The 26,501-nt window shown below is 70.3% G+C and carries 22 protein-coding genes and 1 tRNA gene; 11 read left to right on the top strand and 12 right to left on the bottom strand.

Annotation, left to right across the window (positions count from 1 at the left end):
- Positions 1-57: 57 nt before the first annotated feature.
- The 6 genes from rplJ to ASG53_RS03695 all read right to left on the bottom strand — a co-directional run bounded on the left by rplJ (position 58) and on the right by ASG53_RS03695 (position 3,816).
- Positions 58-588 (bottom strand): 50S ribosomal protein L10, encoded by a 531-nt coding sequence (gene rplJ / locus ASG53_RS03720; RefSeq protein ID WP_012867955.1) that lies wholly within the window; start codon positions 586-588, stop codon positions 58-60.
- Between the two features lie 473 nt (positions 589-1,061).
- On the bottom strand, positions 1,062-1,778 hold the full coding sequence (gene rplA, locus ASG53_RS03715) for a 50S ribosomal protein L1 (RefSeq protein WP_056128651.1): 717 nt from the start codon (positions 1,776-1,778) through the stop codon (positions 1,062-1,064).
- Positions 1,779-1,882: 104 nt separating this feature from the next.
- Complete coding sequence (rplK, locus tag ASG53_RS03710) at positions 1,883-2,314, bottom strand: 50S ribosomal protein L11 (protein WP_056128648.1); 432 nt, start codon at positions 2,312-2,314, stop codon at positions 1,883-1,885.
- A 72-nt stretch (positions 2,315-2,386) separates the two neighbouring features.
- Positions 2,387-3,223, bottom strand: a complete 837-nt coding sequence (nusG, locus tag ASG53_RS03705) for a transcription termination/antitermination protein NusG (protein ID WP_056128645.1) — start codon at positions 3,221-3,223, stop codon at positions 2,387-2,389.
- 133 nt (positions 3,224-3,356) lie between these two features.
- Positions 3,357-3,635 carry a preprotein translocase subunit SecE gene (gene secE, locus ASG53_RS03700; RefSeq protein ID WP_056128642.1) on the bottom strand — a complete coding sequence of 93 codons (279 nt, stop codon included), beginning with the start codon at positions 3,633-3,635 and terminating at the stop codon, positions 3,357-3,359.
- Positions 3,636-3,743: 108 nt separating this feature from the next.
- Positions 3,744-3,816, bottom strand: a tRNA-Trp gene (locus ASG53_RS03695).
- A 265-nt stretch (positions 3,817-4,081) separates the two neighbouring features.
- Between ASG53_RS03695 and ASG53_RS03690 the strand changes: the two genes are divergently transcribed.
- The 4 genes from ASG53_RS03690 (at position 4,082) to ASG53_RS03675 (ending at position 7,911) form a co-directional block, all read left to right on the top strand.
- Positions 4,082-5,038 (top strand): ABC transporter ATP-binding protein, encoded by a 957-nt coding sequence (locus ASG53_RS03690; RefSeq protein WP_056128640.1) that lies wholly within the window; start codon positions 4,082-4,084, stop codon positions 5,036-5,038.
- Positions 5,035-5,931 carry an ABC transporter permease gene (locus tag ASG53_RS03685; RefSeq protein ID WP_056128637.1) on the top strand — a complete coding sequence of 299 codons (897 nt, stop codon included), beginning with the start codon at positions 5,035-5,037 and terminating at the stop codon, positions 5,929-5,931. The genes ASG53_RS03690 and ASG53_RS03685 overlap by 4 nt, the downstream gene beginning before the upstream one ends.
- The gene (locus ASG53_RS03680; RefSeq protein ID WP_056128632.1) at positions 5,918-7,225 is read left to right on the top strand and encodes a sensor histidine kinase; all 1,308 of its coding nucleotides are present in this window, start codon (positions 5,918-5,920) and stop codon (positions 7,223-7,225) included. The genes ASG53_RS03685 and ASG53_RS03680 overlap by 14 nt, the downstream gene beginning before the upstream one ends.
- Positions 7,226-7,299: 74 nt before the next feature.
- A complete protein-coding gene (locus ASG53_RS03675; protein ID WP_156382703.1) occupies positions 7,300-7,911 on the top strand; it encodes a response regulator in 612 nt (203 codons plus the stop codon).
- Positions 7,912-7,926: 15 nt separating this feature from the next.
- Here the strand turns inward: ASG53_RS03675 and ASG53_RS03670 are convergent, their stop codons facing one another.
- Positions 7,927-8,433 (bottom strand): flavodoxin domain-containing protein, encoded by a 507-nt coding sequence (locus ASG53_RS03670; protein ID WP_056128629.1) that lies wholly within the window; start codon positions 8,431-8,433, stop codon positions 7,927-7,929.
- A 154-nt stretch (positions 8,434-8,587) separates the two neighbouring features.
- Between ASG53_RS03670 and ASG53_RS03665 the strand changes: the two genes are divergently transcribed.
- From ASG53_RS03665 to ASG53_RS03655, 3 genes are all read left to right on the top strand, one after another.
- Positions 8,588-9,769, top strand: coding sequence for an adenosine deaminase (locus ASG53_RS03665; RefSeq protein ID WP_082543870.1), 1,182 nt, complete (start codon positions 8,588-8,590; stop codon positions 9,767-9,769).
- Positions 9,766-10,509 (top strand): uracil-DNA glycosylase, encoded by a 744-nt coding sequence (locus ASG53_RS03660; RefSeq protein ID WP_056128626.1) that lies wholly within the window; start codon positions 9,766-9,768, stop codon positions 10,507-10,509. Before ASG53_RS03665 ends, ASG53_RS03660 begins: the two co-directional genes overlap by 4 nt.
- Before the next feature lie 158 nt (positions 10,510-10,667).
- The gene (locus tag ASG53_RS03655) at positions 10,668-11,870 is read left to right on the top strand and encodes a TerC family protein (RefSeq protein ID WP_056128624.1); all 1,203 of its coding nucleotides are present in this window, start codon (positions 10,668-10,670) and stop codon (positions 11,868-11,870) included.
- A gap of 164 nt (positions 11,871-12,034) precedes the next feature.
- Here the strand turns inward: ASG53_RS03655 and ASG53_RS03650 are convergent, their stop codons facing one another.
- The gene (locus ASG53_RS03650) at positions 12,035-12,898 is read right to left on the bottom strand and encodes an MYG1 family protein (RefSeq protein WP_056128621.1); all 864 of its coding nucleotides are present in this window, start codon (positions 12,896-12,898) and stop codon (positions 12,035-12,037) included.
- A 260-nt stretch (positions 12,899-13,158) separates the two neighbouring features.
- Between ASG53_RS03650 and ASG53_RS03645 the strand changes: the two genes are divergently transcribed.
- Positions 13,159-15,783 carry a phosphoenolpyruvate carboxylase gene (locus ASG53_RS03645; RefSeq protein ID WP_235533859.1) on the top strand — a complete coding sequence of 875 codons (2,625 nt, stop codon included), beginning with the start codon at positions 13,159-13,161 and terminating at the stop codon, positions 15,781-15,783.
- Positions 15,784-15,955: 172 nt separating this feature from the next.
- Positions 15,956-18,721, top strand: coding sequence for a cation-translocating P-type ATPase (locus tag ASG53_RS03640; RefSeq protein ID WP_056128619.1), 2,766 nt, complete (start codon positions 15,956-15,958; stop codon positions 18,719-18,721).
- A 3-nt stretch (positions 18,722-18,724) separates the two neighbouring features.
- Here ASG53_RS03640 and ASG53_RS03635 read toward each other — a convergent pair whose 3' ends face one another.
- On the bottom strand, positions 18,725-19,783 hold the full coding sequence (locus tag ASG53_RS03635) for a threonine aldolase family protein (RefSeq protein ID WP_156382651.1): 1,059 nt from the start codon (positions 19,781-19,783) through the stop codon (positions 18,725-18,727).
- Between the two features lie 90 nt (positions 19,784-19,873).
- Here ASG53_RS03635 and ASG53_RS03630 point away from each other — a divergent pair, with 90 nt between their 5' ends.
- A complete protein-coding gene (locus tag ASG53_RS03630) occupies positions 19,874-20,110 on the top strand; it encodes a hypothetical protein (RefSeq protein WP_056128616.1) in 237 nt (78 codons plus the stop codon).
- A gap of 49 nt (positions 20,111-20,159) precedes the next feature.
- Entirely contained in the window at positions 20,160-21,080 is a 921-nt protein-coding gene (locus ASG53_RS03625; protein ID WP_056128613.1) for an AEC family transporter, read from the top strand.
- Between the two features lie 142 nt (positions 21,081-21,222).
- Here ASG53_RS03625 and mgtE read toward each other — a convergent pair whose 3' ends face one another.
- The 3 genes from mgtE to ASG53_RS03610 form a co-directional block, all read right to left on the bottom strand.
- Positions 21,223-22,596, bottom strand: coding sequence for a magnesium transporter (mgtE, locus tag ASG53_RS03620; protein ID WP_056128610.1), 1,374 nt, complete (start codon positions 22,594-22,596; stop codon positions 21,223-21,225).
- Positions 22,597-23,098: 502 nt separating this feature from the next.
- Complete coding sequence (locus tag ASG53_RS03615) at positions 23,099-24,925, bottom strand: carbohydrate-binding domain-containing protein (protein ID WP_056130596.1); 1,827 nt, start codon at positions 24,923-24,925, stop codon at positions 23,099-23,101.
- 97 nt (positions 24,926-25,022) lie between these two features.
- Positions 25,023-26,432, bottom strand: coding sequence for an amino acid permease (locus ASG53_RS03610; RefSeq protein WP_056130592.1), 1,410 nt, complete (start codon positions 26,430-26,432; stop codon positions 25,023-25,025).
- Positions 26,433-26,501 lie beyond the last annotated feature (69 nt).

Here is a 26,501-nt window from a genome sequence, read left to right as displayed (position 1 = left end):
TGCGTGAAGCAGAGGGTGATGTGTGTGCGTGGCCTGCGTCGTCCCGGAGGGGAAGACTCAGGCAGCGCTTTCCTGCGAAGCCTGCTTCTCGCGCAGGGCGTCGATGGTGCGCACAGCCTGTGAAGCGGGGGCCGTGAACAGGTAGGCCGCCTGGAAGAGCGAAGCCTTGAATGCGCCCGCGGCCTTGGCCAGGAGCACCTCGCGGGACTCGAGGTCCGCGAGCTTGTTGATGTCCTCAGCGGTCAGCGGGCGTCCGTCGAGGACTCCTGCCTTGATGACCAGCTGGGGGTTCGCCTTGGCGAAGTCACGCAGACCCTTGGCAGCCTCGACCGGGTCACCGGAGACGAAGGCGATTGCCGACGGACCAGCGAGGTCGGCGTCGAGTCCCTCGACACCGGCTTCCTTGGCCGCGATGGCGGTCAGCGTGTTCTTCACCACGGCGTAGGTTGCGTTGCCGCTGAGCGACCGACGCAGCTGCTTGAGCTGCGCGACGGTGAGCCCGCGGTACTCGGTCAGCACTGCAGCGTTGGACTCGCGGAACAGGTCCGTGAGCTCTGCGACTGCGGCTGCCTTGTCCGGCCTCGCCATGGCAATCCTTCCGATGGTGGTGCCGCACGTCTCGCCGGGAATCCGGCTCCCGCCCCGGACACAAAAAGAGCCCCGCGCAGGCGCGGGGCTCACAAGTTCCGGACCAGGTCCGACTCGATCACACTCACCTGCGCTGGCCTCCGTCTGCGACGGGACTTCGATCGGCATGTCCGCGAGCGGGCACGACCGACGACCTGCGGTCTTGGGTACAGATGAATACTACACGCCCCGAGGGGTGCTCACGACCATCGTGAGCCAGGCCATGTCACGGCGGCCGGCACCGGCCTGGCCTGACTGGCCTGACTGGCCGMCTGGCCGMCTGGCCGCCTGGCCGCCTGGCCGCCTGGCCGCCTGGCCGCCTGGCCGCCTGGCCGCCTGGCCGCCTGGCCGCCTGGCCGCCTCAGAGAGTGTCCAGACGCGGACGAGGCCGGACCCCCCAGCGGGGATCCGGCCTCGTCGTCGAGCTGAGAGGCTCAGGCCTCGTCGTTCTCGAGCAGCTTCGTCGTCTTCGACTGGTCCACGGGGATGCCGGGGCCCATCGTCGTCGTGAGCGTCGCCTTCGAGATGTAGCGGCCCTTGGAAGCGGACGGCTTCAGACGGAGGACCTCTTCGATCGCGGCTGCGTAGTTCTCCACGAGGGCTTCCTCGGAGAACGACACCTTGCCGATGATGAAGTGGAGGTTCGAGTGCTTGTCGACGCGGAACTCGATCTTTCCGCCCTTGATCTCCGAGACAGCCTTCGCGACGTCCATGGTCACGGTGCCCGTCTTGGGGTTCGGCATGAGGCCACGGGGTCCGAGGACCTTTCCGAGGCGGCCGACCTTGCCCATGAGGTCAGGGGTGGCGACAGCAGAGTCGAAGTCGGTGAAACCGGCTGCGACCTGGTCGATGAGTTCGTCGCCACCGACGACGTCGGCGCCGGCTGCGCGAGCCTGCTCGGCGCGCTCACCCGTGGCGAAGACCAGGACACGAGCGGTCTTGCCGGTGCCGTGCGGGAGGATGACGGTGCCACGGACCATCTGGTCGGCCTTGCGAGGGTCGACGCCGAGACGGAAGGCGACCTCGACGGTCGCGTCCCACTTGGTCACCGAGGTTTCCTTCGCGAGGCGGACGGCCTCGAGGGGGGTGTAGAGGTTGTCGCGGTCGATCTTCTCGGCCGCAGTGCGATATGCCTTGCTGCGCGTTGCCATCTGCTGGTTCTCCTAGCTGCAGTCGTGGTCTACGGGTCCGCGCGGACCCTGCCACTGGCCGCCGGCTGAGCCGACGGTCGATGAAAGATGAGGGAGAAGGCTTCTCAGCCTTCGACCTTGATGCCCATGGAGCGGGCGGTGCCGGCGATGATCTTCGACGCTGCGTCGATGTCGTTGGCGTTGAGGTCTTCGAGCTTGGTGGTGGCGATGTCACGGACCTGTGCGGACGTGAGGGTCGCGACCTTGACCGTGTGCGGGGTGGGCGAGCCCTTGTCCACGCCAGCGGCCTTCTTGATCAGCTCTGCTGCCGGCGGCGTCTTCGTGATGAAGGTGAAGGAACGGTCTTCGTAGACCGTGATCTCCACGGGCACCACGTTGCCGCGCTGCGACTCGGTGGCCGCGTTGTAGGCCTTGCAGAACTCCATGATGTTGACGCCGTGCTGTCCGAGCGCGGGGCCGATCGGGGGTGCCGGTGTGGCAGCACCGGCCTGGATCTGGAGCTTGATCAGCCCAGATACCTTCTTCTTGGGAGGCATATCGGGTCCTTCGTGTCTTCTGACTCAGTTGTTGACGGGAGCCTGGGTGGCACACGTCCCTCGCCGGACGGCTCAGATCTTGGCGACCTGGCTGAACGACAGCTCGACCGGGGTCTCCCGGCCGAAGATCGAGACCAGCACCTTGAGCTTCTGGCCCTCGGCGTTGATCTCGGAGATCGTGGCAGGCAGCGTGTCGAAAGGTCCGTCCGTGACGGTGACCGACTCGCCGACGGTGAAGTCGACCTCGATCGCCGGGGCGGAACCGCTGCCCTTGGCGCCGGCCTCTGCCTTGGGGGCGATGAGGGGCGCGAGCATCCCGAAGACCTCGTTCTGGGTCAGCGGGACAGGCTGGTGGGTGTGACCGACGAAGCCGGTGACACCGGGCGTGTGGCGCACGGCGCCCCACGACTCGTCGGTGAGGTCCATGCGGACGAGGACGTAACCGGGGATCCGGACGCGGCGGACGATCTTCTTCTGCGCGTTCTTGATCTCGGTGACCTCTTCCATCGGCACCTCGATCTGGAAGATGTAGTCCTCCATGTTGAGGCTCTGGATGCGGTTCTCGAGGTTCGCCTTCACGCGGTTCTCGTAGCCGGCGTAAGAGTGGATGACGTACCAGTCGCCGGGCTTGCCGCGCAGCTCGCGCTTGAAGGCCTCGACGGGGTCTTCGTCCTCGTCGTCGACAGCCGCCTCGGCGTCGGACGCGGACTCGTCGGCCGGGGACTCCTCGGCGATCTCGTCGCCGGCCGCCTCGGTCGGCTCCTCGGTCGAGGTCGCGTCGTCGTCGACGGACTCCTCGGTCGGCTGGTCGTCGAGCTCGGTGACCGCGACGTCCGCGTCGGCGCTCTCAGCGTCGCCCGCGACGGCGTCGACGATCTCCTCCGTCGGTTCGAACGACTCCTGAGACACGTGTCAACCTGCTTTCTACTGACGATCCGAGATGGGCCCGGACTACTACCTGATGGACGTGCGACGCGCGGTCACTCGAGAGCTCCGCGCGTCATGTTCTGGACCGCCCGCTGTCGCGCGACGGTCGCTCGGCCTAGCCGAAGATCCAGAAGACGCCCTTGTTGATGACGTAGTCGAGCGCGAGCACGAAGGCCATGCAGACGAGCACGAAGACGATCACGACGAGCGTGTAGTTCCAGAGCTCAGACCGCGTGGGGGTGACGACCTTCTTGAGCTCGGCGACCACCTGGCGGACGAAGAGAGCGATGCGAGCGAAGATGTTCGCCTTGGCAGGCGCACCCCTCGGGCTCTTCTTCTCGCCACCGACACCGGCGCTCTCAGCGCTGGCTGCTCCGGCTGCGGAATCGCTCACTGGTTCATCCCTACGTCGTGGCTTGCCTGTTCACGTGCCCATGACCCATCTCCTCGAATCAGACGAGGATGTGCCCAGGCCCGGTCGACGACCGACGAGGACACCAAGCAGGGCAGACAGGACTCGAACCTGCAACCTGCGGTTTTGGAGACCGCTGCGCTACCAATTGCGCCACTACCCTTCGACGGACTGCTCACCCTGACTGCCGCACCGGACCGACCCGTGAGGGTCGGAGGCACGCCCGATCAGGATGGACGTCATCCACCGAATGAATACTGTACGCGACGCAGGCGCTGGGGTCTAACCAGGTCTGTCTCAGGCCCTCGGACGGGCCGGCCGAGGGCGCTGCGACGGCCCGTCGAAGCGCGCCGTCCTCCGGACGGAGGACCCCCAGGTCGACCGCTCCGACTCTGGTGCGCAGACCGCCACCAGACCAGGCTCGAGCCATGACCACCAGCAGGCAGACAGGCAGGACCTCTCCGGCGATCGAGGTCGTGGGCCTCCACAAGCGCTACGGCTCCCACGCCGCCGTCGACGGTCTCGACCTGCGCGTCGAGCACGGCGAGACCGTCGCGATCCTGGGCCCCAACGGCGCCGGGAAGACGACCACCGTCGAGATCCTCGAGGGCTTCCGGCGGCCTGACGCGGGGACTGTGCGCGTGCTCGGCACAGACCCCTCGCACGCCGGTCGGCAGTGGCGGGACCGCATCGGTGTGGTGCTCCAGGACTCCCGGGACCAGGCCGAGCTCACGGTCCGGGAGATGGTCCGGCACTTCGCCGGCTACTACTCGGCGCCACGCGACCCTGACGAGGTGGTCGAGGCCGTCGGGCTCGCCGCCACGGCCGGGGCGCGAGCCCGGTCGCTCTCGGGCGGTCAGCGCCGCAGGCTCGACGTCGCCCTGGGGATCGTGGGGTCCCCCGAGCTGTTGTTCCTCGACGAGCCCACGACAGGCTTCGACCCCGAGGCACGCCGCTCGTTCTGGGAGCTGGTGCGCTCTCTGCGGGGTGACGGCACGACGGTCGTGCTGACCACCCACTATCTCGACGAGGCCGCGGCACTCGCCGACCGTGTGGTCGTGGTGACCGCGGGCCGCGTCGCCGCGGAGGGCACCCCCACCTCCCTCGGCGGGCCCGAGGCCCGTCGGCCTGTCGTGCACTGGACCCAGGACGGTGCCGCCCGGAGCGAACGGACCGCCCGGCCGACAGCCCTCGTGGCTGAGCTGGCCGCCAGCCTGGCCCTCGACGACGGAGAGGTCCCCGGGCTGAGGATCGAGACGCCGACCCTCGAAGACGTCTACCTCGACCTCGTCTCCGCGGGCCGCACCACCGACAGGCCCCCGGCGGCTGCGCCCGGACGACACCCAGACACCCATGACCTGACGACGACGGAGACGGCACGATGACCGCAGCGACGCACAGCACAGGTACGCACGGCCCAGGCACGCACCACCCAGGCACGACGCGGACGTCGACCCGGCGGCTCCCCGGGATCGTCGCGCTCGGCCTGAGCCGCACCCGGCTCGAGCTGGTGTCGTTCTTCCGAGAGCGCGACGCCGTCGTCTTCATCTTCGCGTACCCGATCCTCATGCTCGCGATCTTCGCGAGCGTCTTCGGTCAGGACGGCGCGACGGCGGGAGGCTCGGGCGAGGACGCCGTGAGCTTCGCCCAGTACTTCCTCCCCGGGATGATCGCCACGGGGATGATGCTCACGAGCTTCCAGGCGCTCGCCACGTCGCTCGCGGTCGAGCGCGACGACGGCTCGCTCAAACGCCTGCGGACCACTCCCCTGCCACCCGTCGCGTTCTTCCTCGGGAAGATCGGTCAGGTCCTGGTCGTCTCGCTCGCGCAGACCACTCTGCTCGTGGCTGCCGGGGCGGTGCTGTTCGGCATCGAGGTGCCCGGCTCCCTCGACGCCTGGGTCACCTTCGCCTGGGTGTTCGTGCTCGGGACCGCCGTCGGCACGGTGTGCGGCATCGCGTTCTCCTCGGTCCCACGCTCTGGCAGGTCGGTGACAGCAGTCGTCCTGCCCGTCGTGCTGGTCCTGCAGTTCACCTCCGGGGTGTTCTTCGTGTTCTCCGACCTGCCCACCTGGATGCAGAGGTTCGCGGAGGTCTTCCCGCTCAAGTGGATGGCGCAGGGCATGCGCTCGGTGTTCCTCCCCGACAGCGCCCAGGCGGCCGAGGTGTCCGGGTCCTGGCAGCACGGGCCGACAGCCGTCATCCTGGTGGCATGGTTGATCCTCGGGCTCGTCGTGTGCGTGCGCACCTTCCGCTGGCGCCGTCGTGACGACGGCTGAGCCGGCGGGCCTCACAGCCGACGGCGCGATCGACGCCGACGCACGCAGCTGGGCACGGGTCTTGAGGTTCTGGCACCTCGCCTTCTACCTGCTCGTCGGGTTCACCGTCGCGGGGATCCTGGTGAGCGACGACAGGGTCCTGGGCCGCAGCGGTCCCTCGCTCGTCGCCCTCGGCGTGCTCGTCCTGGCCTACGCGACCTTCGGCCAGCGGGCTGCGGCCCGGAGCCTGCACCACGGCCCCGACGCCGCGGTGTGGGCCTACCTCCTCGTGCTCTTCGTGGTCACCTGCGTCGTGACGTCCCTCGACCCACTGGGCACCATGCTGCTGTTCGTGGCGTACTCGCAGGTCTGGCTGCTCACGCCGAGCATCCGCGTCGGGGCGTGGTTGAGCGCGCTCCTCGCCCTCGTGAGCACCCTCGCGCTGCTGTTCAGGCTCCGAGACGTCGATGCGGCCTCGTGGGCCACCGTGTTCCAGATGGCGCTCGGTCTCGCCTTCAGCATGCTCATGGGCCTGTGGCTGCACTGGATCTTGCGGCAGGGGGCCCAGCGCGCCGAGCTGCTCCGATCGCTCCAGGAGGCCCAGGCCGAGCTGGGCCGCACCCAGCACGCCGCGGGCGTGGTCGCCGAGCGCGAGCGCGTCGCGCGCGAGATCCACGACACCCTCGCCCAGGGCTTCACGAGCGTGGTCATGCTCGCCCAGACCGCCGCCGCCGAGGCGCAGCACGGGGAGACCGGCCAGGTGCTGCGCCACCTCGACCTGATCGAGCGGACGGCGCGGGACAACCTCGCCGAGGCACGGGCCCTCGTCTCGGCGTCCTCCCCGGCGCCCCTCGACGCGTCGACGCTGCCGGAGGCCCTGGCACGGCTCGGAGCACGGCTCACCGAGGAGACCGGGATCGAGGTCAGCACGGTGTGCACGGGGAGCGACGCGCTCTCCTCGCCCGTCGAGGTCGCGCTGCTGCGGACGGTCCAGGAGGCGCTGTCCAACGTCCGCAGGCACTCGGGTGCTGCCCGGGTGCAGGTCAGCCTCGAGATCGGCCCCACGGACGCCGTGGTCACCGTGACGGACGACGGGACCGGCCGTGACGACGACGCCGTGGAAGGATTCGGGCTGCGCGGCATGCGTGAGCGCGTGAGAGCCCTAGGAGGACAGGTGCAGGTCGAAGACTGCAGAGCGGAGATCGGCGACGCGTCCACCGTGCCAGAGCACGTCGCAGCCGGACACGGGGCCCCGCAGGTCGCGGCGGGCCGCGGGACCCGGCTCGTCGCGCGCGTCCCGAGGATCCTCGCGTGAGCACCGCGTCAGGGCGTCCTGCAGGCGCACCCGCTCAACCGGGCACCGGGCTCGCGGCAGGGGTCGTCAGGGTCGTGGTCGCCGACGACCACCCTGTCGTGCGGGCCGGGATCGTGGGGATGCTCGGCGTCGAGCCTGACATCCAGGTCGTCGGCGAGGCCGAGGACGGCCGTCAGGCTGTCGACCTCGCGCGCGAGCTGGTCCCCGACGTGGTCGTGACAGACCTGCGCATGCCTGTGCTCGACGGGGTCGGCGCCACCCGCGAGATCGTCGCGCTGCCCGGCCGGACCCGCGTCGTCGTGCTGACGACCTACGAGACCGACGGTGAGATCCTGCGGGCCGTCGAGGCCGGTGCCACGGGCTATCTGCTCAAGGACACCCCGCGTGCTGAGCTGGTCGCCGGGATCCGCGACGCGGCGCGGGGCCAGACGGTGCTCACCCCCTCGGTCGCGACCCGCCTCGTCAGCCAGGTCGGCTCGCGGGCGGAACGGCTCACCCCGCGCGAGGTCGAGGTTCTCCGGGCGGTCGCCCGCGGCCTGAGCAACGCCGCGGTCGGGCAGGAGCTGTTCATCTCGGAGACCACGGTGAAGACCCACCTGATCCGCGCCTTCGGCAAGCTCGGCGTCAACGACAGGACCCATGCCGTGACCGTCGCGATCGAGCGCGGGCTGCTCGGCACCGCATGACGCGCTGCGCCGGGGTCAGACCGCGTCGGCGGTCTCGGCCACGAGCTCGGCGGCGACACCCTCGGCCCACGCCCTGACGGCATCCATGTCACGGCTGTCGCCGTACTTGCCGCGCGCTGCGAGGATGGCCGCGCGCTCGGCCAGGCTGAGCACGAGGACGTCGAGCTTGCCCGGGAAGTGCCTGTGGCCGCGAGCGCCGAGCGTCTCCATCCGGGCTGTCGTGGCTGGTGCGGAGTTGCCGCGCTTGCTCGGCTGGTCGGCGAGCCCGGAGGAGAACAACCAGACGGGCACCGAGCGCAGCTGGTCGGCGAGGCGGTCCACGAGGTCGCGCGCCTCGGGGAGCCACTGGCCGATGTACACAGCGGAGCCGACGACGACGGCGTCGTAGACGCTCACGTCCTTCACGTCTGCGGGTTCGACGACGTCGCACTCGAGCCCGGCCCGCTCGAAGGCCTGGGCGATCACCGACGCGATCTCCCGGGTCGACCCGTGCTTCGACGCTGCGCTGACCAAGACTCGCATCTGGCTCTCCCTCGCTGTGGTGCGCGAGACCCGGGGACCCGGTTCTCGGCACGCCGGGCGCACCTCGCCCGACCTGCACATCATCGACCGGGCCGACAGGGCGTCCGTGGGCCGGAAGTCCCCCGGGACGGCGCCGACCTGGCAGAATCCACAGATGCCTGACGAGACGCAGCAGCCCGGACCACTCGCTCACCCGGCACAGAGCACCGAGAGCACCCAGAGCAGCACCAATACCACTCACGCTGCTGAGACCGTCCGCACACCTCCCCCGAGCACGCCACCTGGCCGCAGAGACCTCGCCACCCTGCCCAAGGCACACCTGCACCTGCACTTCACAGGGTCGATGCGGCAGTCGACGCTCGCGGACCTCGCCGCCGCCCACGGGATGAGGCTGCCGAGCGCGCTGCTCGACCTCGACCCTCTCCGGGTGCCGGCCAACGAGCGCGGCTGGTTCAGGTTCCAGCGTCTGTACGACGCAGCCCGGGCGTGCGTGCGCACCGAGTCCGACATGCGCCGCATCATCCGCGAGGCCGCCGAGGACGACGCCGCCGAGGGGTCGGGCAGGCTCGAGATCCAGGTGGACCCGACGTCGTACGCCCCCTTCGTCGGTGGCATCACCCCGGCCCTCGAGATCGTCCTCGACGAGGCCAGGTCCGCGAGCGCGACGAGCGGCGTCGAGGTCGGGGTGATCGTCGCGTCCTCACGCATGCGCCACCCTCTCGACGCCCGCATCCTCGCGAGGCTTGCCGCCCTGCACGCCGGAGACGGACCGGGCGAGGTCATCGGCTTCGGGCTGAGCAACGACGAGCGGCGCGGTGACACGAGCGCCTTCGCCCCGGCCTTCCGCATCGCCCGCAAGGCCGGGCTGGCCTCTGTCCCCCACGGCGGCGAGCTGCTCGGGCCCGGGCACGTGTCCGAGGTGCTCGACACCCTGCAGCCGGACCGGCTGGGGCACGGCGTGCGGGCGGGCGAAGACCGTCGGGTGCTCGAGCGGATCGTCGAGCAGGACGTGTCGCTCGAGGTGTGCCCGGCGTCGAACGTCTCGCTCGGGGTGTACGCGGACGACGCGCAGGTGCCGCTGCGGGACCTCGTGGACGCGGGGGCGCGGGTCGCCCTCGGGGCCGACGACCCGCTGCTGTTCAGGTCCAGGCTCGTGGGGCAGTACGAGAGCGCGCGCGACGTGCACGGCTTCTCCGACGAAGAGCTCGCGGGTCTGGCCCGGTCCTCGATCCGTGCGAGCCTCGCCGCCGGGTCGACGCAGCGTCGGCTGCTGACCGAGGTCGACGAGTGGCTCGCCGCGCCGGCGCCCGGAGCAGGCGAGGTCGGCAAGGCGTGAGAGAAGGACCCGACCTGGCCCCCGGGGCTCGCACCCTGCTCGAGGTCGACAGGCTCGTCGAAGGATGCACGGCCTGCCCACGCCTCGTGGAGTTCCGCGAGAAGGTCTCGACGGAGCGTCGCGCAGCCTTCCGCGACCAGACGTACTGGGGCCGCGGCGTGCCGAGCTTCGGAGACGAGCAGGCGGGCGTCGTCGTCGTCGGTCTCGCCCCTGCGGCGCACGGCAGCAACCGGACCGGCCGGATGTTCACGGGCGACCGCAGCGGCCAGGTGCTCGTCGCCGCGATGCACAGGACGGGCTTCGCCTCTCAACCGACAGCGGTGTCGCGCGACGACGGGCTCGTGCTGACGGGGGCACGGATCGTCGCCCCCGTGCACTGCGTCCCCCCGGACAACAAGCCGACACCCGACGAGCGTCGCCGCTGCTCCCCCTACCTCGGACGCGAGCTCGAGCTGCTGGCAGCCACGGTCCGGGTCGCCGTGGTTCTCGGCGGGTTCGGATGGGTCGCGCTGCTCGCCACGCTGCGTGACCAGGGCTGGTCGGTGCCGCGGCCCCGACCGCGCTTCGGCCACGGCGCGAAGGTGAGGATCGGGCACCCCGACGGGCGCGAGCTCACGGTGCTCGGCTGCTTCCACGTGAGCCCCCACAACACGAGCACCGGGCGGCTGACACCGCAGATGGTCGACGACGTGCTGCTCGAGGCTCGACGCCTGGCCGGGCTGGACCTGCGGGAGGGCTGAGGTCCTGGTCGCCCACTCGGTGCCCGCCACGTGAGACGGGGGAAACTCCCCGTCGCGCGTGGGAACCTCCCGGGTGCGCGTGACGTTGAGCCATCATGCACACGGGTCGGTAGGTGGTGAACGGCACCACCTCGGCACGCACACTCGAAAGGACCCACATGGAGGTCTCTGGGCTCGTCTGGGGTCTGACGATCGTTCTGATCGTCGGGCTCCTGGCGTTCGACTTCATCTTCCACGTCCGCAAGGCACACATCCCGACGCTGCGAGAGGCAGCGATCTGGTCGTCGATCTACGTCGGGCTCGCGCTCGTCTTCGGCGTCGGCGTCCTCGTCTTCGGGGGATCGCAGATGGGGTCCGAGTACTTCGCCGGCTACATCACGGAGAAGGCTCTCTCGGTCGACAACCTGTTCGTCTTCCTCATCATCATGGCGAGCTTCAAGGTGCCGCGCGCAGACCAGCAGAAGGTGCTGCTCTTCGGCATCGTCTTCTCGCTCATCGCCCGCACAGCCTTCATCTTCGTCGGTGTCGCGCTCATCAACCGCTTCTCGGCGCTGTTCTACCTCTTCGGTCTGTTCCTGCTCTTCACGGCCATCAAGCTGCTCAAGCCCGAGGGCGAGGGCGAGGGCGACGAGGCGAACAACTTCATCATCCGGACGGCCAAGAAGCTGTTCCACACGACCGACGAGTACGACGGCGACAAGCTCTTCACCATGCACAACGGCAAGCGTGCCCTCACGCCGATGCTGCTCGTCATGGTCGCCATCGGCGGTACGGACATCCTCTTCGCCCTCGACTCGATCCCGGCGATCTTCGGTCTGACGCAGAACACCTTCATCGTGTTCACGGCCACGGCCTTCTCGCTCATGGGTCTGCGTCAGCTGTACTTCCTGGTGGACGGCCTGCTCGACCGCCTCATCTACCTGTCGTACGGTCTCGCCGCGATCCTCGGGTTCATCGGCATCAAGCTCGTGCTGCACGCCCTGCACGAGAACAACCTGCCGTTCATCAACGGCGGCGAGCACGTCGACGTCTTCGAGGTCAGCACCCCGCTGTCCCTCAGCGTCATCGTCGGTGTCCTGGCGATCACCGTCATCGCCTCGCTCATGTCCGACAAGGGCAAGGTGCAGAACCTCGTCAACGGCGCTCGCCGCGACGCGTCGCACTACGTGGACCTGTCCTACACGACAGACCCCGCAGAGCGTCACCGTCTCTACGTCGAGCTCCAGGAGACCGAGAGCCGCCTGCAGAAGATCGACCCCAAGTACGCCGACATGTACACCGAGGACGAGGAGCTCAAGGCTCTCATCGCCCAGGCGCACGAGGCGCACGGATCGTTCCGCTCGGAGCCCGACCGCACCTGAGGTCCGGTCCCCCGGCGGTCTGCCGGGCCAGCACGACGAAGCCCCTCACGCACCGCGGTGCGTGAGGGGCTTCGTCGTGCTGTGGCGCTGCCCCGTGGGGCGGGGGCGCACGATGCGGCCTCCCGGGGCCAGCAGACGGCGTCGTGCGGCTCGCTCTTCCGGTGTCAGGCAGCCAGGGCCTGCCGGAGCATCTCGAGAGCACCCTCGCGGGTCTCGGCCGCGGCGATGAACCCGGCCTTGTGGCAGAACACCGCGTCGGGCACGCCGGTCACCTCGGCGAGCTCGGCGCCGTTGAGGCCGCGCCAGGACTCGGGCAGCTCCTTGCGGGACCCGAACTGCGACGACTCGGGCCGGACGGTCTGGATCGTCCAGTGCCCGGTCGCGCCGGGGAAGACCGTGAAGAGCAGCTTCGACTGCTTGGTGGCGATGCCGCCGTGCGGGACGAACTTCTCGAGGACCACGTAGGTCTTCTTCGGGCTCGCGGCGTAGGCCTCGAGGAAGGTGCGCTCCGCGGCGATCGACGTCTCGTACTTGAGCCTGTAGCGCTGCAGCAGCGTGGTCGCGAGCGCGACGGCGACCTGGAACTGGGAGTCGAAGTCTTCGTCGTCGCCGAGCGGGTTGAACAGCCCGAGCACCTCGGACACGTCGAGCGGGGCGGCGCCGAAGTCGCTCACCGTGTACAGGTCCTGGCCGTTGTCGACGGCGTCGATGGCCTGCACGAGGCGGGAGTCGATCTTCTGCCACACGGCGTCGTCGCCGCAGTACTCCTTGCCGTAGTGCTGCCACAGCAGACCGAAGGCGGAGTAGAGGATCCCGTTGTCGCGGGCACCCGAGCTCAGCTGGTGGTGGTCGAAGCGCCGGGTCTCGACGTCGTAGACGCCGCCGACGTCGAGCACGACGTCGGCCGTCGCGAGGACCTCGGGGTCACGGGTGCGGACCACCTCGGCGTCCGGGAAGAGCTGGGTGAGGAGGGCGACGCCGAAGACGTCGTCTGCGTGGAACTTGCCGTTGTGGGTTGCGATGATCACACCCGACAGCCTACGGGGAGGGGCTGACGCGCCTCACGACCCGCGGTCCCCCGCCTGATCCGGCCGTCGAGGCCCTCTGTGCCCGCCCCATGACCCTCCCGTGACCACCCTGCGTGGTGCTCGTAGCGCCCACCAGACGAGAACGCACTGGCGGACCGGCTGACCCCGGTTAGCCTTGACCGGTGACTGACCACCAGAACGCCTCGTCGAACGACCTCCGCGAGGCCATCCCCGACGACCGTGACGACGCGCGGGACGAGATGCCGGAGAAGCTCCGCGCCGACGTCCGCCTCCTCGGCGACCTGCTCGGCACCATCCTCCGCGAGGCCGGCGGCCCTGACCTGCTCGACGACGTCGAGCGGCTCCGTGGGCTCGTCATCACGGCCCAGAAGGCCCCGGAGTCTGGAGCGATCGACGAGGCAGAAGCCCTCATCGACACCTTCAGCCCCGAGCGGGCCGAAGAGGTCTCCCGTGCCTTCAGCTGCTACTTCCACCTGGTGAACCTCGCCGAGGAGCACCACCGGGTGCGGGTGGTGCACGAGCACGAGGCCGAGCTCTCGCCCGCCGAGGCGCACGCCCAGGACTACCTGCCCGACGCGCTGCGTCGCCTCGAGGCCGAGCTCGGCCCGGACGAGACGCGCCGTCGCCTCGCCGGCCTCGAGTTCCGCCCCGTCTTCACCGCGCACCCGACCGAGGCGCGCCGACGCGCCATCGCCGCGTCGATCCGCCGGATCACCACGCTGCTCGCGGCACGCGACGAGTCCTCGCTCGCCGGGGTCTCGCGCCTGGAGAACACCGACCAGCTGCTCGCCGAGATCGACGGCCTGTGGCGCACCTCGCCGCTGCGCACCACCAAGCCCTCCCCCCTCGACGAGGTCCGCACGGCGATGGGCGTCTTCGACGAGACGCTGTTCAGCGTGCTCCCCGAGGTCTACCGCCGGCTCGACACCTGGGTGAACCGCGACGAGCCCGGGGTCTCGACCCCCGTCTCCCCGCCCTTCGTCCGTCTGGGCACATGGATCGGCGGAGACCGCGACGGCAACCCGAACGTCACGGCGTCGATCACCCGCACCGCGGCAGCGATCGCGAGCGAGCACGTGCTCATCGCGCTCGAGAACGTCGCCGAGCGCGTGGGCCGCACCATGACCCTCGACGCGACGACGACACCGGCCTCCGAGGCCCTCGACCAGCTGTGGCTCTCCCAGCGCCAGCTCGCCCCCGAGATCACCGCGGACATCTCGAGCCGCTCCCCCAACGAGCCGCACCGCCGCACGCTGCTCGTCGTCGCCGAGCGTCTTCGTGCGACGCGGCGCCGGGACGCCGACCTGGCCTACCCGACCGCGGCCGACCTGCTCGCCGACCTCCGCACGATCCAGGACTCCCTCGTCGCAGCCGGCGCCCGACGGGTCGCGTACTCCGACCTGCAGAAGTTCATCTGGCAGGTGCAGACCTTCGGCTTCCACCTCGCCGAGCTCGAGGTGCGCCAGCACTCCCAGGTGCACCGGGAGACCCTCGCCGAGATCGCCGAGCACGGCGCCGACAGCGCAGCGCTCAGCGAGCGCTCGGTCGAGGTCCTCGACACCTTCCGGGCGATCGCCGCGATCCAGAAGCGCCACGGGGTCGACGCGGCCCGCCGCTACGTCGTGTCCTTCACGACGAACGCCGAAGACCTCGCGAACGTCTACACCCTCGCCGCGCACGCGCTCGGCGGCCCCGAGCTCGCCCCCGTCCTCGACGTCGTGCCGCTCTTCGAGACCTTCGCCGACCTCCAGGCCGCTCCCGGTGTCCTCGCCGAGTACGTGAAGAACCCCCTCGTGGTCGAGCGCCTCGAGGCGACAGACCGCCGCCTCGAGGTCATGCTCGGCTACTCCGACTCCTCCAAGGACGTCGGGCCGGTCTCGGCGACCCTCGCCCTCTACGAGGCGCAGGACAAGATCGCTGCGTGGGCGCAGGACGCCGACATCACGCTCACGCTCTTCCACGGCCGTGGTGGTGCGCTCGGGCGCGGCGGCGGCCCCGCCAACCGTGCTGTGCTCGCCCAGCCCCCGGGCTCGGTCGACGGGCGCTTCAAGCTCACCGAGCAGGGTGAGGTCATCGCGGCCCGCTACGGCGACCCGACGATCGCCACCCGGCACATCGAGCAGGTCGCCGCGGCGACCCTGCTGCAGTCGATGCCCTCGGTCGGCGAGCACAACGCCCAGGCCGCCGAGAGGTTCACCGACGTCGCCGCGACGCTCGACGTGGAGTCGCGCAAGCGGTTCTTCGAGCTCGTGCACGCCGAGGGCTTCCCGCAGTGGTTCGCCCAGGTCACCCCGCAGGAGGAGATCGGTCTGCTGCCCCTCGGCTCGCGGCCCGCCAAGCGTGGGCTGTCGGTCAACTCCCTCGACGACCTCCGGGCGATCCCGTGGGTCTTCGCATGGACGCAGGCCCGCATCAACCTCACCGGGTGGTTCGGGCTGGGCACGGCCCTCGCGGCAGTCGGCGACGTCGACGAGCTCAAGCGGGCCTACGCCCAGTGGCCGCTCTTCTCGACGATGATCGACAACGTCGAGATGTCCCTCGCCAAGACCGACGTGCGGATCGCCGAGCGCTATCTCGCCCTCGGCGACCGCGACGACCTCGCGACGCTCGTCCTCGACGAGATGGCCCTCACCCGCGAGTGGGTCCTCAAGATCACCGGCAAGACGACCATGCTCGGCAACCTGCACGTCCTCGGGCGCGCGGTCCAGCTGCGCAGCCCGTACGTCGACGCGCTCTCGCTGATCCAGCTCCGCGCGCTGCGTGCCCTGCGCCGCGGTGCACCGCAGGAGCAGGTGCCGCAGCTGCAACGACTGCTGCTGCTGTCCGTCAACGGGATCGCCGCCGGGCTCCAGAACACCGGGTGACCCAGACCGACCCGTCCGACGCAGGCCCTCGACCGCACGTCTCGTGCTGTCGGGGGCCTGCGTCGTCTGCGTGGGGCTGCAGTGCCCTCCCCCGGCCTTCTGTCCCAGGCCGGGCCGCAGAGGGCGTGGGAGGATCATCGAGGAACAGTTCTCGATCCGGTCAGGTGATGACATGTCGACCACGTCCCCAGCACACCCCCCGAGCCCCCGGCAGACCGCCGACGAACGTCTGCCCTTCGCCTCGTCCCCCGACGCCGTGCTCGCAGACCTCGACGCGACTGCGGGTGGCCTCTCAGCAGACGACGCCGCACGCCGGCTCGAGACCGCTGGCCCGAACCGGCTGCCAGCGCCGAAGAAGACCAGCGCGATCCGCAGGCTGCTCGGGCACTTCGACGACATCCTCATCTACATCCTGCTCGCCTCGGCCGTCCTCAAGGCGATCCTCGGCGACTGGGTCGACTTCGCGGTGATCCTCGCCGTCGCCGTCATCAACGCGGCTGTCGGCTTCCTCCAGGAGGGGCAGGCGGAGAAGGCCCTCGACGGGATCCGCACCATGCTGTCCCTCGACGCCCAGGCCCTGCGGGACGGGGAGTGGAAGGTCGTCGACGCCGAAGACCTCGTCCCCGGTGACGTGGTGCGCGTGAGGTCCGGGGACAGGGTCCCCGCAGACCTGCGCCTCCTCGAGGCGACGAACCTCCAGGTCGAGGAGGCTGCGCTCACAGGCGAGTCCGTCCCGGCAGCCAAGCAGCTCGAGGCCGTGGGACCAGACGCCGGGATCGGCGACAGGTCGACGATGCTCTACTCCGGGACCATCGTCGCGGTCGGTCAGGGCGTCGGGGTCGTCACCGCGACGGGCGCCCAGACCGAGATCGGGCGCATCCAGTCGCTCATCGGCGAGGTCGACCACCTCGAGACGCCGCTGTCGAAGCAGCTCGCGTCCTTCGGCAAGGTGCTGTCCCTCGGGATCCTCGCGATGGCCGGGGTGATGCTCGTCATCGGGCGCGTGATCCACGACTTCGAGCTGCCCGAGCTGGTCTCGGCCGCGATCGGCTTCGCCGTCGCCGCGGTCCCCGAAGGCCTCCCGGCGCTGGTGACCGTGACGCTCGCCCTCGGTGTGCAGCAGATGGCCCGCCGCAACGCGATCACCCGCAAGCTCACGGCCGTCGAGGCGCTCGGCTCTGTCACGACGATCTGCTCGGACAAGACCGGCACACTCACCAAGAACGAGATGACGGCCCGCACCGTCGTCACCGCCGAGGCCACCTACACCGTCGAGGGCCTCGGCTACGCCCCTGACGGCCGTGTCACGACAGCCGACGGCGGCGACGCGAGCCTCGCCGAGCACGCGGACCTGCGCGCCTTCGTCGAGGCCGCCGTCGCCTGCAACGACGCCAGGGTCGTCGAGGTCGACGGGCACTGGCAGGTCGTCGGCCAGCCGACCGAGGGGGCTGTCACGACCCTCGGCCGCAAGGCCGGCGTCGACCCGTCAGCGGTCGAACGTCTCGCCGTCCTGCCCTTCGAGTCGTCGACCAAGTACATGGCGACCCTCGACAGGGTCGCCGACGGCCGCACTCTCGTCCACGTGGTCGGCGCCCCCGACCGCCTCCTCGACCGCAGCACCCACGAGCGCGGCAGCGACGGGACCCCGGTGCCGATCGACAGGGCACGCTGGGAGGCGACCATCGACGAGCTCGGTGGTCAGGGGCTGCGCGTGCTCGCCGCCGCAGAGAGGGTCGCGGTCTCCGGTGCGACGACGCTGAGCGCAGACGACGCAGAGTCCGACCTCGTGCTGCTCGGTCTCGTCGGGATCGTCGACCCGCCGCGACCCGAGGCCATCCAGGCGATCGCCGACTGCCACCGCGCGGGGATCCGCGTGAAGATGATCACCGGCGACCACATCGGGACTGCCGTCGCGATCGCCCGTGAGCTGGGGATCGTCCAGGGACCGGACGCCGCCCGCGCCCTGACCGGCGCAGAGCTCGAGGCCATGACCCAGGAAGAGCTGCGCACCCGGGTCCGCGAGGTCGACGTGTTCGCCCGCACCAGCCCCGAGCACAAGATCAGGATCGTCAGGGCCCTCCAGTCCCACGGCGAGGTGGTCGCGATGACCGGTGACGGCGTCAACGACGCCCCGGCGCTCACCCGGGCGGACATCGGCATCGCGATGGGCATCAAGGGGACCGAGGCGACCAAGGAGGCTGCTGAGATCGTCCTGGCCGACGACAACTTCGCGACCATCGAGCGTGCCGTCGAAGAAGGTCGGCGGATCTACGACAACATCCGCAAGTCTGTCGTGTTCCTGCTCCCCACGAACGGCGCGCAGTCCCTCGTGATCCTCGTCGCGGTGCTGTTCGGCCTGACGCTGCCGCTCGCCCCCGTGCAGATCTTGTGGGTCAACCTCGTCACCGCCGTCACGCTCTCCCTCGCGCTCGCCTACGAGCCCGCCGAGGACGGCATCATGTCCAGGCCCCCGCGCGGGCCCGGCGGGTCCGTGATCTCGGCCTCGTCGCTGCGGTACGTCGTCGTGGTGTCTGTGCTCATCGGCGCGGCGACCCTCGCGGTGTTCTTCATCCAGCGGGAGTCCGGGGCGTCGACCGCCGTCGCCCAGACCACGGCAGTGACGATGCTCGCCCTCGGCCAGCTCGCCTACCTGTTCAGCTGCAGGTTCATCGGGCAGTCGAGCCTCACGCCCCGCGTGCTGCGCGGCAACCCTGTCGTGTGGATCGCCACCGGCGCCCTCATCGCCCTGCAGCTCGTGTTCACCTACGTGCCGTTCATGAACTCGTGGTTCGACTCCGCGCCGATCGGTCTGCGCGAGTGGGGCATGACGCTCGGCTTCGCGGTCGTCGTGTTCTTGCTCGTCGAGGCCCTCAAGGCCGTGACCCGGCGCGGCGAGCGCCGGACCGACGCAGCACGGCTGCGGGAGCGCGGGGTGTGAAGCTCAGGCGTCGCGCTCGGCCCTGAGCTCGCGGCCGATCGTCTCGGCGAAGGTGTCGACGTCCTCCTCCGTGGTGTCGAAGGCGCACATCCAGCGGACCTCGCCGCGGGCGGCATCCCAGTCGTAGAAGGCGAACTGCTCGCGGACCCTGTCTGCCGCGGCCCGCGGGAGGACGGCAAAGAGCCCGTTCGACTCGGTCGGCTGCGAGAAGGACAGCCCCGGCGCCTGCCCCTCCTCGATCATGAGGTCGAGCCTGGACCGCAGCCGGCGTGCCATCGCGTTGGCGCGGGCCGCAGACCGGAGCCAGAGGTCACCGTCGAGGATCGCGAGCAGCTGGGCGGAGACGAAGCGCATCTTCGAGGACAGCTGCATGGTCATCTTGCGGATGTAGTCGACCCCGTCGACAGCGTCAGGGTCGAGCACCACGACGGCCTCGCCGAGCACGAGGCCGTTCTTGGTGCCGCCGAAGGAGAGCACGTCGACGCCGACGTCTGTGGTGATCCCACGCAGGCTGGTGCCGAGGGCCGCCGCCGCGTTCGCGATGCGTGCGCCGTCCATGTGCACCCGCATCCCGCGCTCGTGGCAGTGCGTGGTGATCGCCCGGATCTCGTCGGGGGTGTAGACGGTGCCCAGCTCGGTCGACTGGGTCAGCGACACGGCGAGCGGCTGGGCGCGGTGCTGGTCGCCCCAGCCCCACGCCTGCTCGTCGATCCGCTCCGGCGTGAGCTTGCCGTCGGGGGTGTCGACGGTGAGCAGCTTGAGCCCGCCGACGCGCTCCGGCGCCGCGTTCTCGTCGTTCTCGATGTGCGCGTAGCGCGAGGTGATGACAGCGCCCCACCGCGGGAGCATCGACATGAGGCTCACGACGTTGGCACCTGTCCCGTTGAAGACGGGGTAGGCGAGCGCCTGCTGGCCGAAGTGACGCTGGACGACCTCTCCCAGGCGCGTGGTCCACGGGTCGGCGCCGTAGGCCCGGGCGTGACCCGCCCCGACGTCGGCGAGGGCCGCGAGGACCTCGGGGTGGGCACCGGCGTAGTTGTCAGAGGCGAAGGTTGGCTGCACGTCGACCACCTTACGTCGCAGGTCCGACGCGTCGCGGGGACCCTGTGGACAGCCGCGGAGGGTGTCGGAGGGCTGGGGTTGAATGGCCTCATGGCCACGTATCTCGCCCGCATCACGGTCCACGACGAGCTCGACCTGGAGTCGATCCTCGGCATGGCCGACGCCCTCGGTGCCGTCGGCACACCTGGCGTCACCGAGACCGCGACGGTCTTCGAGGTCCCCGGGGAGGCGCCCGACGCTGGCGTCGCGACGGTGGCGGCCGCCCAGCACGCCGCCGACGTGCTCGACGGCTTCGAGTACGAGGTGCTAGTCCTCGAGATCTACTGACGGCCGGACCGGCGCACGGGGAGGCGTCTGGAGCAGGCAGGATAGACGGGTGCTCGGAGTCCTCACAGGTTTTGCCATCATCGCCGCGATCATCGCCGTGGGGTACGTCGTGGGACGGATCGGGCTGCTCGGCCCTGACGCCCGGCCCATCCTCGCGCGGCTCGTCTTCTTCGTGCTGGCGCCGAGCCTGCTGTTCACGATCTTGGCCGACGCCGAGGTGGGTCAGCTCTTCTCGCCCCTCCTGGTCGTCTCGCTGCTGGCGGCCGCGACGAGCTTCGCCGTCTACGGGCTGGTGGCCCGGCTGCTCTGGCACCGTGGTGTGGCGGAGACCGTCATCGGCGCCCTCTCGGCCGGGTACGTCAACGGCAACAACATCGGGATCCCCGTCGCGGTCTACGTGCTCGGAGACCCCGCCTACGTGGCCCCGGTGATCCTGGTCCAGCTGCTCCTCTTCGCACCCCTCGGCCTCGCCGTGCTCGACGCCGCCCAGCAGGGGCGGGTGAGCGTCGGACGGCTCGCGACGGGTCCGCTGCGCAACCCGATCATCATCGGCTCGGCCCTCGGGCTGCTCGTCGCCCTGCTCGACGTGACGCCGCCCGAGGCCTTCATGGAGCCGTTCCGGATCATCGGGGGCGCCGCTGTGCCGCTCATGCTGCTGTCCTACGGGATCTCGCTGCACGGCCAGAAGGTCCTCGAGCAGGGGTCGGACCGCCGGGACGCCGTGCTCGCCTCGGCGATCAAGCTCCTCCTCATGCCTGCCGTCGCCTGGACCGCCGGGGTGCTGCTCTTCGACCTCGACCACCAGGAGCTCTTCGTGGTCGTGGCCCTCGCCGCGCTCCCCACAGCGCAGAACGTGTTCAACTACGCCCAGCGGTACAGGCGCGGCGAGACCCTCGCACGCGACGCGATCTTCGTGACGACCATCGGCTCCCTGCCGGTCCTGCTCGGGGTCGCGGCCGTCCTGCGCTGAGCAGGCGCCCTGGGCTGACCGTGCGGTCCGCTCTGACCAGGGGGGCCGCACCGACCAGAAGGATCAGTCCAGCTGGCTCGGACCAGACGGCCCAGCCAGCTGGTCTGAGCAGACAGCTCAGCCAACCGGCTCAGCCGACGGCTCAGCCCAGCTGGTCGATGACCACGCGGGCGATCGAGAAGTAGATGATGAGCCCCGTGCCGTCGATCACCGTGGTGATGAGCGGCCCGGACACGACCGCGGGGTCGATCCCGACCTTCTTGATGACCAGCGGCAGGACCGACGCGACGAGCGAGGTCCACAGGACGATCGCGACCACGGAGAGCGAGACCGTCAGCGCGACGTCGGTCCCCACGCCCTGCACGAGCGCCCGGACCCACGCGACCGAGGCGACAGTCGCCGCGATGAGGACCCCCGTCGCCATCTCCTTGCGGACCACCCGGAACATGTCGCGCATGCGGACCTGCCCCATGGCCATCGCGCGGATCAGCGTCGTGGTGATCTGCGTGCCGGTGTTGCCCCCGGTGCCGATGAGCAGCGGCACGAAGAACATCAGTGCGACGACGCCCTCGAGCTCGCTCTCGAAGTGCTCCATGACCGTGCCGGTGTACATGGCGGCGAGGAAGAGCATGAGCAGCCAGGTGATGCGCTTGCGGAACAGCCGCAGCGGCGAGGCCCGCAGGTACGGCACCGCGAGGGGGGACGAGCCTCCCTGACGCTCGGCGTCCTCGGTCATCTCCTGGTCGAGGATGTCGACGACGTCCTCGACGGAGATCACCCCGACGAGCTCGCCCTCGTGGACGACGGGGATGCCCGAGAGGTCGTGCTCGGTGAGCAGCCGCGCCGCGACCTCCTGGTCGGCGAGCGCACCGACGGACACGACATCGGTGTCCATGAGGTCGCCGATGACCACCCCCGGCTCGGCGAGCACGAGGTCGAGGTAGGAGACGACCCCGACGAGCCTGTGGTCGGGCAGGGCGGTGACGAGCACCTCGTCGTTGTCCAGGGTCGCGGTCCGGGCCTGGTCACGGATGGTCTCGACGGCCTCGGCAACGGTCATCGTCTGGGTGACCGAGACGACCGTGGGGTCCATCCGCGAGCCTGCGCTGTCGTCGGGCCAGGCCAGCAGCCCGCGCAGCGTCGCCGACCGGACGGCTCCGGTGCGGTCGAGGACGTCGCGGCGCTCGTCGGCAGGGAGCCTGCGCAGGATCTCGGCCGACCTGTCGTGGTCGAGGGAGTCGAGGAGCCCGGCGCCGACGGCCGGGGACAAGACGCTCAGGACTGTGACGACTGAGCTGGTGTCGATCGAGTCGAAGAGCTCTCGGGACGTCTCCGGGGTGAGGAGGGCCACGAGGCGGCGGACCTCGGCGTCGGTGAGGTCGTCGACCTGCTCGGTCCGGTCCCACGACCCGGCGACGTCACGCAGCCACACGTGGACGGCGGCGTCGGTCGAGGCGACGAGGACGTCGCGCAGGTCGGTCGTGGTGCGGGGGGTGGGGGTGGTGTTCTGGCGCACTGGGGCACTCCACTTCGGGTGGGGCCACCGGCGGGTCGTCTGGGCACGTCAGCCGCTGTGCCGCCAGCGCCCGGGGAGGGCGTAGACGTCAGGGCAGCTCACGCGCGGCAGAGGAAGGTCGCTCGGCGGCGCGGGTGGTGTGGACGACGGGCTCCGCGACGAAGACTCAGGAGACTCGGTGGTCTCAGAGGTCTCTCGCGCGGTGCTCACGTGTCAGGCGCCAGTGCTGGGCTGCCCGCGCCTCGCGGCGGGGAGGTCAGAAGCTGTCAGGGCCGCAGAGTGCCTGGGAGCACCGACGCCATGGATAGGTCGCTCGGACTGCAACTCGCTGGCTCCATGGTCGTCACCTCCTCAGGTCGGTCCCCGGGTGCGGTGGTGCGTGCACGTGCTGGCAGGCACCTGTCGGCGCGGTTGTGCGCGCTGCGGGGATGCCTCCACCCTATGCCAGGTCCGTCGGGGCCGGGGGTGACGGTCCTCACCGCCGGCCCCGGCACCGCGGGCCTCAGGCGGTGACGCTCCCCGCGTCGGTGCTGCCCGAGAGGGTCCCGCCCAGCACCAGCCCGTCGACCTCGTCGCCCGAGACCGTCCCTCCGGAGGTGATCGTGTACGTGGCTCCGGCGACCAGGTCGGGTGTCGAGAAGACGACGGTCTGGAAGCTCTTCGTCGGGGTGTAGGAGGCGACGACGGTCCCGTCCTCGGCGACGAGGCTCACCGTCGTCCCGGCGGGCTGGGCTGCGTCGAAGACCACCATGGTCGACGCCTGCGGTGACGACGCCGCCGGGGACACCGCCATGCCGGCGCTGCCCGCCGCGACGAGGACTCCCCCGCTCACCTCGACGCCGCTGTTCGCGTCGATCGCCCCGTTGCCGCCGTCCGTGGGACCGTCGACCGTCGTGGTGCCCCCGGTGATGCTGATCGACCCGTTCGAGTCCAGACCGTCACCGCCCGCGTCGACCGTCAGGGTGCCGCCCGAGACGAGCAAGAAGGTCTCTGCGTCGGCTGTGAAGGTCTCCTCGCCGCCCATCCCTCCTCCGCCGCCCATCCCTCCGGGGCCGCCGGTGCCCGACGAGTCCGTCCCGCCGGAGACGTTGATGCCGTCGTCGGTGGCGGTGACGTCGAGGTCTCCGCCGCTCAGCGTGATGCTCGCGGCCTCGAGACCCTCGTAGGAGGCACGGACCACGACGGTCCCCGCGGAGACTGTCAGCGCGCCGTCGGCGTGGACGCCGTCGTCACCGCTCGCGAGGGTGAGCGCCCCGCCCGAGACGGTGACCTGACCGTCGGAGTGCAGGGCGTCGTCGGCGGAGTCGACGTCCACGGTCCCGCCCGAGACGCGGACGCTCGCCGTGCCCTTGATCCCCTTGGACGACACGTCGGCGAGAACGGTCCCGGTGCTCCCTCCGGCAGCGACGATGCTGAGGGTCCCGCCGGAGACGATCGCGTGGGTCTCGGCCTGGATGCCGTCACCGTCGGTCGTGAGGTCGAGGGTGCCGCCGCTGACCGACACGTAGCCGAGCGTCGTGTCGTCGACGTTCGTGGACTTCAGCCCGTCGCCGCCCGCCGTGGCGGTGATCGTGGGGCTCGAGAGCTCGCTGTCCTTGACCACGACGTAGTCCTTGCCGCGGACGGCGTCGTCGGTCGCGGTGACGGTGAGGTCGCCGCCGGAGATCACGAGACCGTCTTTGCTGACGATGCCGTCGCCGGCGTTCGCGTCGACCGTCAACGCACCGGTCCCGGTGATCGTCAGGTCGGCGGTCGAGAAGATCGCACCGTCGGGCTCGTCGGTCGCGCTGTCGGGGTACACGTAGGTGTCGGCGTCGGAGACGCTGTTGGTCGAGCCCTCCGCGAGGACGATCATCGCCTTGCCCGCGTCGGTGATCACGACAGGTGCGGACGTCGAGCTCGCGATGTCGACGCCGTCGAAGACCAGCCGGACCACGCCGTCGTCCGCGGAGTCCACGACCACCTGCCCGTCGGTGAGCTCGCCCGAGAGCCTGTAGGCGCCCGAGGCCGTGATCGTCACGGTGCTGCCGTCGACCACGACGGCGGCGCTGTCAGAGCTCGCGGTGTCACCGTCGAGCGAGACGGCGACCTCGGCGCTGGTGTCCCACTCGTAGTCCGAGGCCTCGTCGTGGTCGGCGGCGACGTCACCCGTCGCGTCGGCGACGGTCGTCGCGACGGTCTCCGTCTCGGCGCTGCTGGTGCTGCTGGTGCTGCTGGTCGGGCCTGGCGACTCTGTCGACGTCCCGGCTGTGCTCGTGGGTGAGCACCCGGCGACCAGGGCGAGGGCGAGCAGGGGGGCGAGGGCGGTGAGGCGGGCGGGACGTCGCACGGTGGGCTCCAGGTGTCTGTCGGTCGGTGTCGACACCTGTTCTACGGAGCGGGTCTATGGCACCTGTGGGCCGTGGCTGTGCGGCGGCTGTGGAGCGTCAGGCGGAGACGCGTGCGCGTGCCGTCCGGCGTCGGGCGACCGCGTAGGCGACACCCAGCAGCGCGATCCACCCGACACCCACGACGAGCGAGACCCGCGTCGCCTCGGTCACGCCGAGCATGACGACGACCCCGACCATGAAGACGATCGCGAGGACCGGGGCGACGGGCCAGAACGGCACGGGGAACTCCGACGGTCCCAGCTCGCCGCGGGCGATCTTGCGGCGCATCGAGACGTGGGACGCGAGGATCATGAGCCACACCCAGACCGTCGCGAAGGTGGCGAGGGAGGCGATGACGAGGAACACGTCGTCGGGCACGAGGGCGTTGAGGACCACCCCGACGGTGAGCGTCGCGGCCATGAGCACCACGGTCATCCACGGGACGCCGTTCTTGGAGACCTTGCCGAAGGACGCTGGCGCGTTGCCCGTCCTGGACAGCCCGAAGAGCATCCTGCCGGCGCTGTAGACGTCGCTGTTGATCGCGGACAGCGCGGCGGTGATGACCACGGCGTTGAGGATGTGCGCGGCCGCGGGGATGCCGAGCCCGTCGAAGATCTGCACGAAGGGGCTGCCGTCGTCGCCGATCTTGTCCCACGGGGAGAGCATCATGAGGATCGCGAGCGTGAAGACGTAGAACACGAGGATGCGCACGGGCACGGTGTTGATCGCCCGGGGCACCACCTGCGCCGGGCGGTCGGCCTCGCCGGCCGAGATGCCGATCGTCTCGATGCCGCCGAAGGCGAACATCACCACCGTGAAACAGGCGAGGAACCCGCCGAGGCCGTTCGGGAAGAACCCGCCGTGGTCGACGAGGTTCGAGGCGCCGACCTGCGCGTCGTCGGCGAGCGAGAAGCCGAAGACGACGATCAGCGCACCACCGACGATCATCGCGACGATCGCCACCACCTTGACGAGGGACAACCAGAACTCGACCTCGCCGAAGACCGAGACCTTGAGCAGGTTGATCGCGGCGATGACGCAGATGATCGCCGCGACCCACGTCCACCGCGGCACGTCGGGGAACCAGAAGCCCATGTAGATGCCGAAGGCCGTCACGTCGGCGATCGCGACGATCGCCATCTCGAAGGCGAAGGTCCACCCCGTGACGTAGCCGGCGAAGCGCCCGAGATAGGTGTGCGCATACTCGCCGAAGGAGCCGGAGACGGGGTTGCGGACGGTCATCTCGCCGAGGGCGCGCATGACGACGAAGACCGCCATACCTCCGAGGAGGTATGCCAGCAGCACGCTCGGTCCGGCCTGCTGGACAGCGCTCGCGGAACCGTAGAAGAGCCCGGTGCCGATGGCCGAGCCCAGCGCGATGAACCGGATGTGCCGGGCCTTGAGCCCGCGCCGCAGGGTGGGGGCTGCTGCTCGCTCCGCCGACGGGTCGACGGGGTCCGGGTCCACCGCGTGGTCGAGAGCGTCTGCCGGACGAGCAGCACCCGCGGCGTGCGACGGGCCAGGCTCGGGTGCGAA

Source organism: Sanguibacter sp. Leaf3, assembly GCF_001425965.1.
In the GTDB taxonomy this organism is placed as follows: domain Bacteria; phylum Actinomycetota; class Actinomycetes; order Actinomycetales; family Cellulomonadaceae; genus Sanguibacter; species Sanguibacter inulinus.
Note: the sequence above shows the minus strand (reverse complement) of the source record. Positions and strands in the feature narration are given on the sequence as shown.

Bases quoted from the DNA above. Each gene is read 5' to 3' on its own strand.
- ASG53_RS03655 (WP_056128624.1), top strand. From the start codon at position 10,668: ATGGAGGTCTCTGGGCTCGTCTGGGGTCTGACGATCGTTCTGATCGTC.
- rplK (WP_056128648.1), bottom strand. From the start codon at position 2,314: ATGCCTCCCAAGAAGAAGGTATCTGGGCTGATCAAGCTCCAGATCCAG.
- ASG53_RS03665 (WP_082543870.1), top strand. From the start codon at position 8,588: ATGCCTGACGAGACGCAGCAGCCCGGACCACTCGCTCACCCGGCACAG.
- rplA (WP_056128651.1), bottom strand. From the start codon at position 1,778: ATGGCAACGCGCAGCAAGGCATATCGCACTGCGGCCGAGAAGATCGAC.
- ASG53_RS03645 (WP_235533859.1), top strand. From the start codon at position 13,159: ATGCCGGAGAAGCTCCGCGCCGACGTCCGCCTCCTCGGCGACCTGCTC.
- ASG53_RS03670 (WP_056128629.1), bottom strand. From the start codon at position 8,433: ATGCGAGTCTTGGTCAGCGCAGCGTCGAAGCACGGGTCGACCCGGGAG.
- ASG53_RS03640 (WP_056128619.1), top strand. From the start codon at position 15,956: ATGTCGACCACGTCCCCAGCACACCCCCCGAGCCCCCGGCAGACCGCC.
- rplJ (WP_012867955.1), bottom strand. From the start codon at position 588: ATGGCGAGGCCGGACAAGGCAGCCGCAGTCGCAGAGCTCACGGACCTG.
- ASG53_RS03630 (WP_056128616.1), top strand. From the start codon at position 19,874: ATGGCCACGTATCTCGCCCGCATCACGGTCCACGACGAGCTCGACCTG.
- ASG53_RS03685 (WP_056128637.1), top strand. From the start codon at position 5,035: ATGACCGCAGCGACGCACAGCACAGGTACGCACGGCCCAGGCACGCAC.
- ASG53_RS03690 (WP_056128640.1), top strand. From the start codon at position 4,082: ATGACCACCAGCAGGCAGACAGGCAGGACCTCTCCGGCGATCGAGGTC.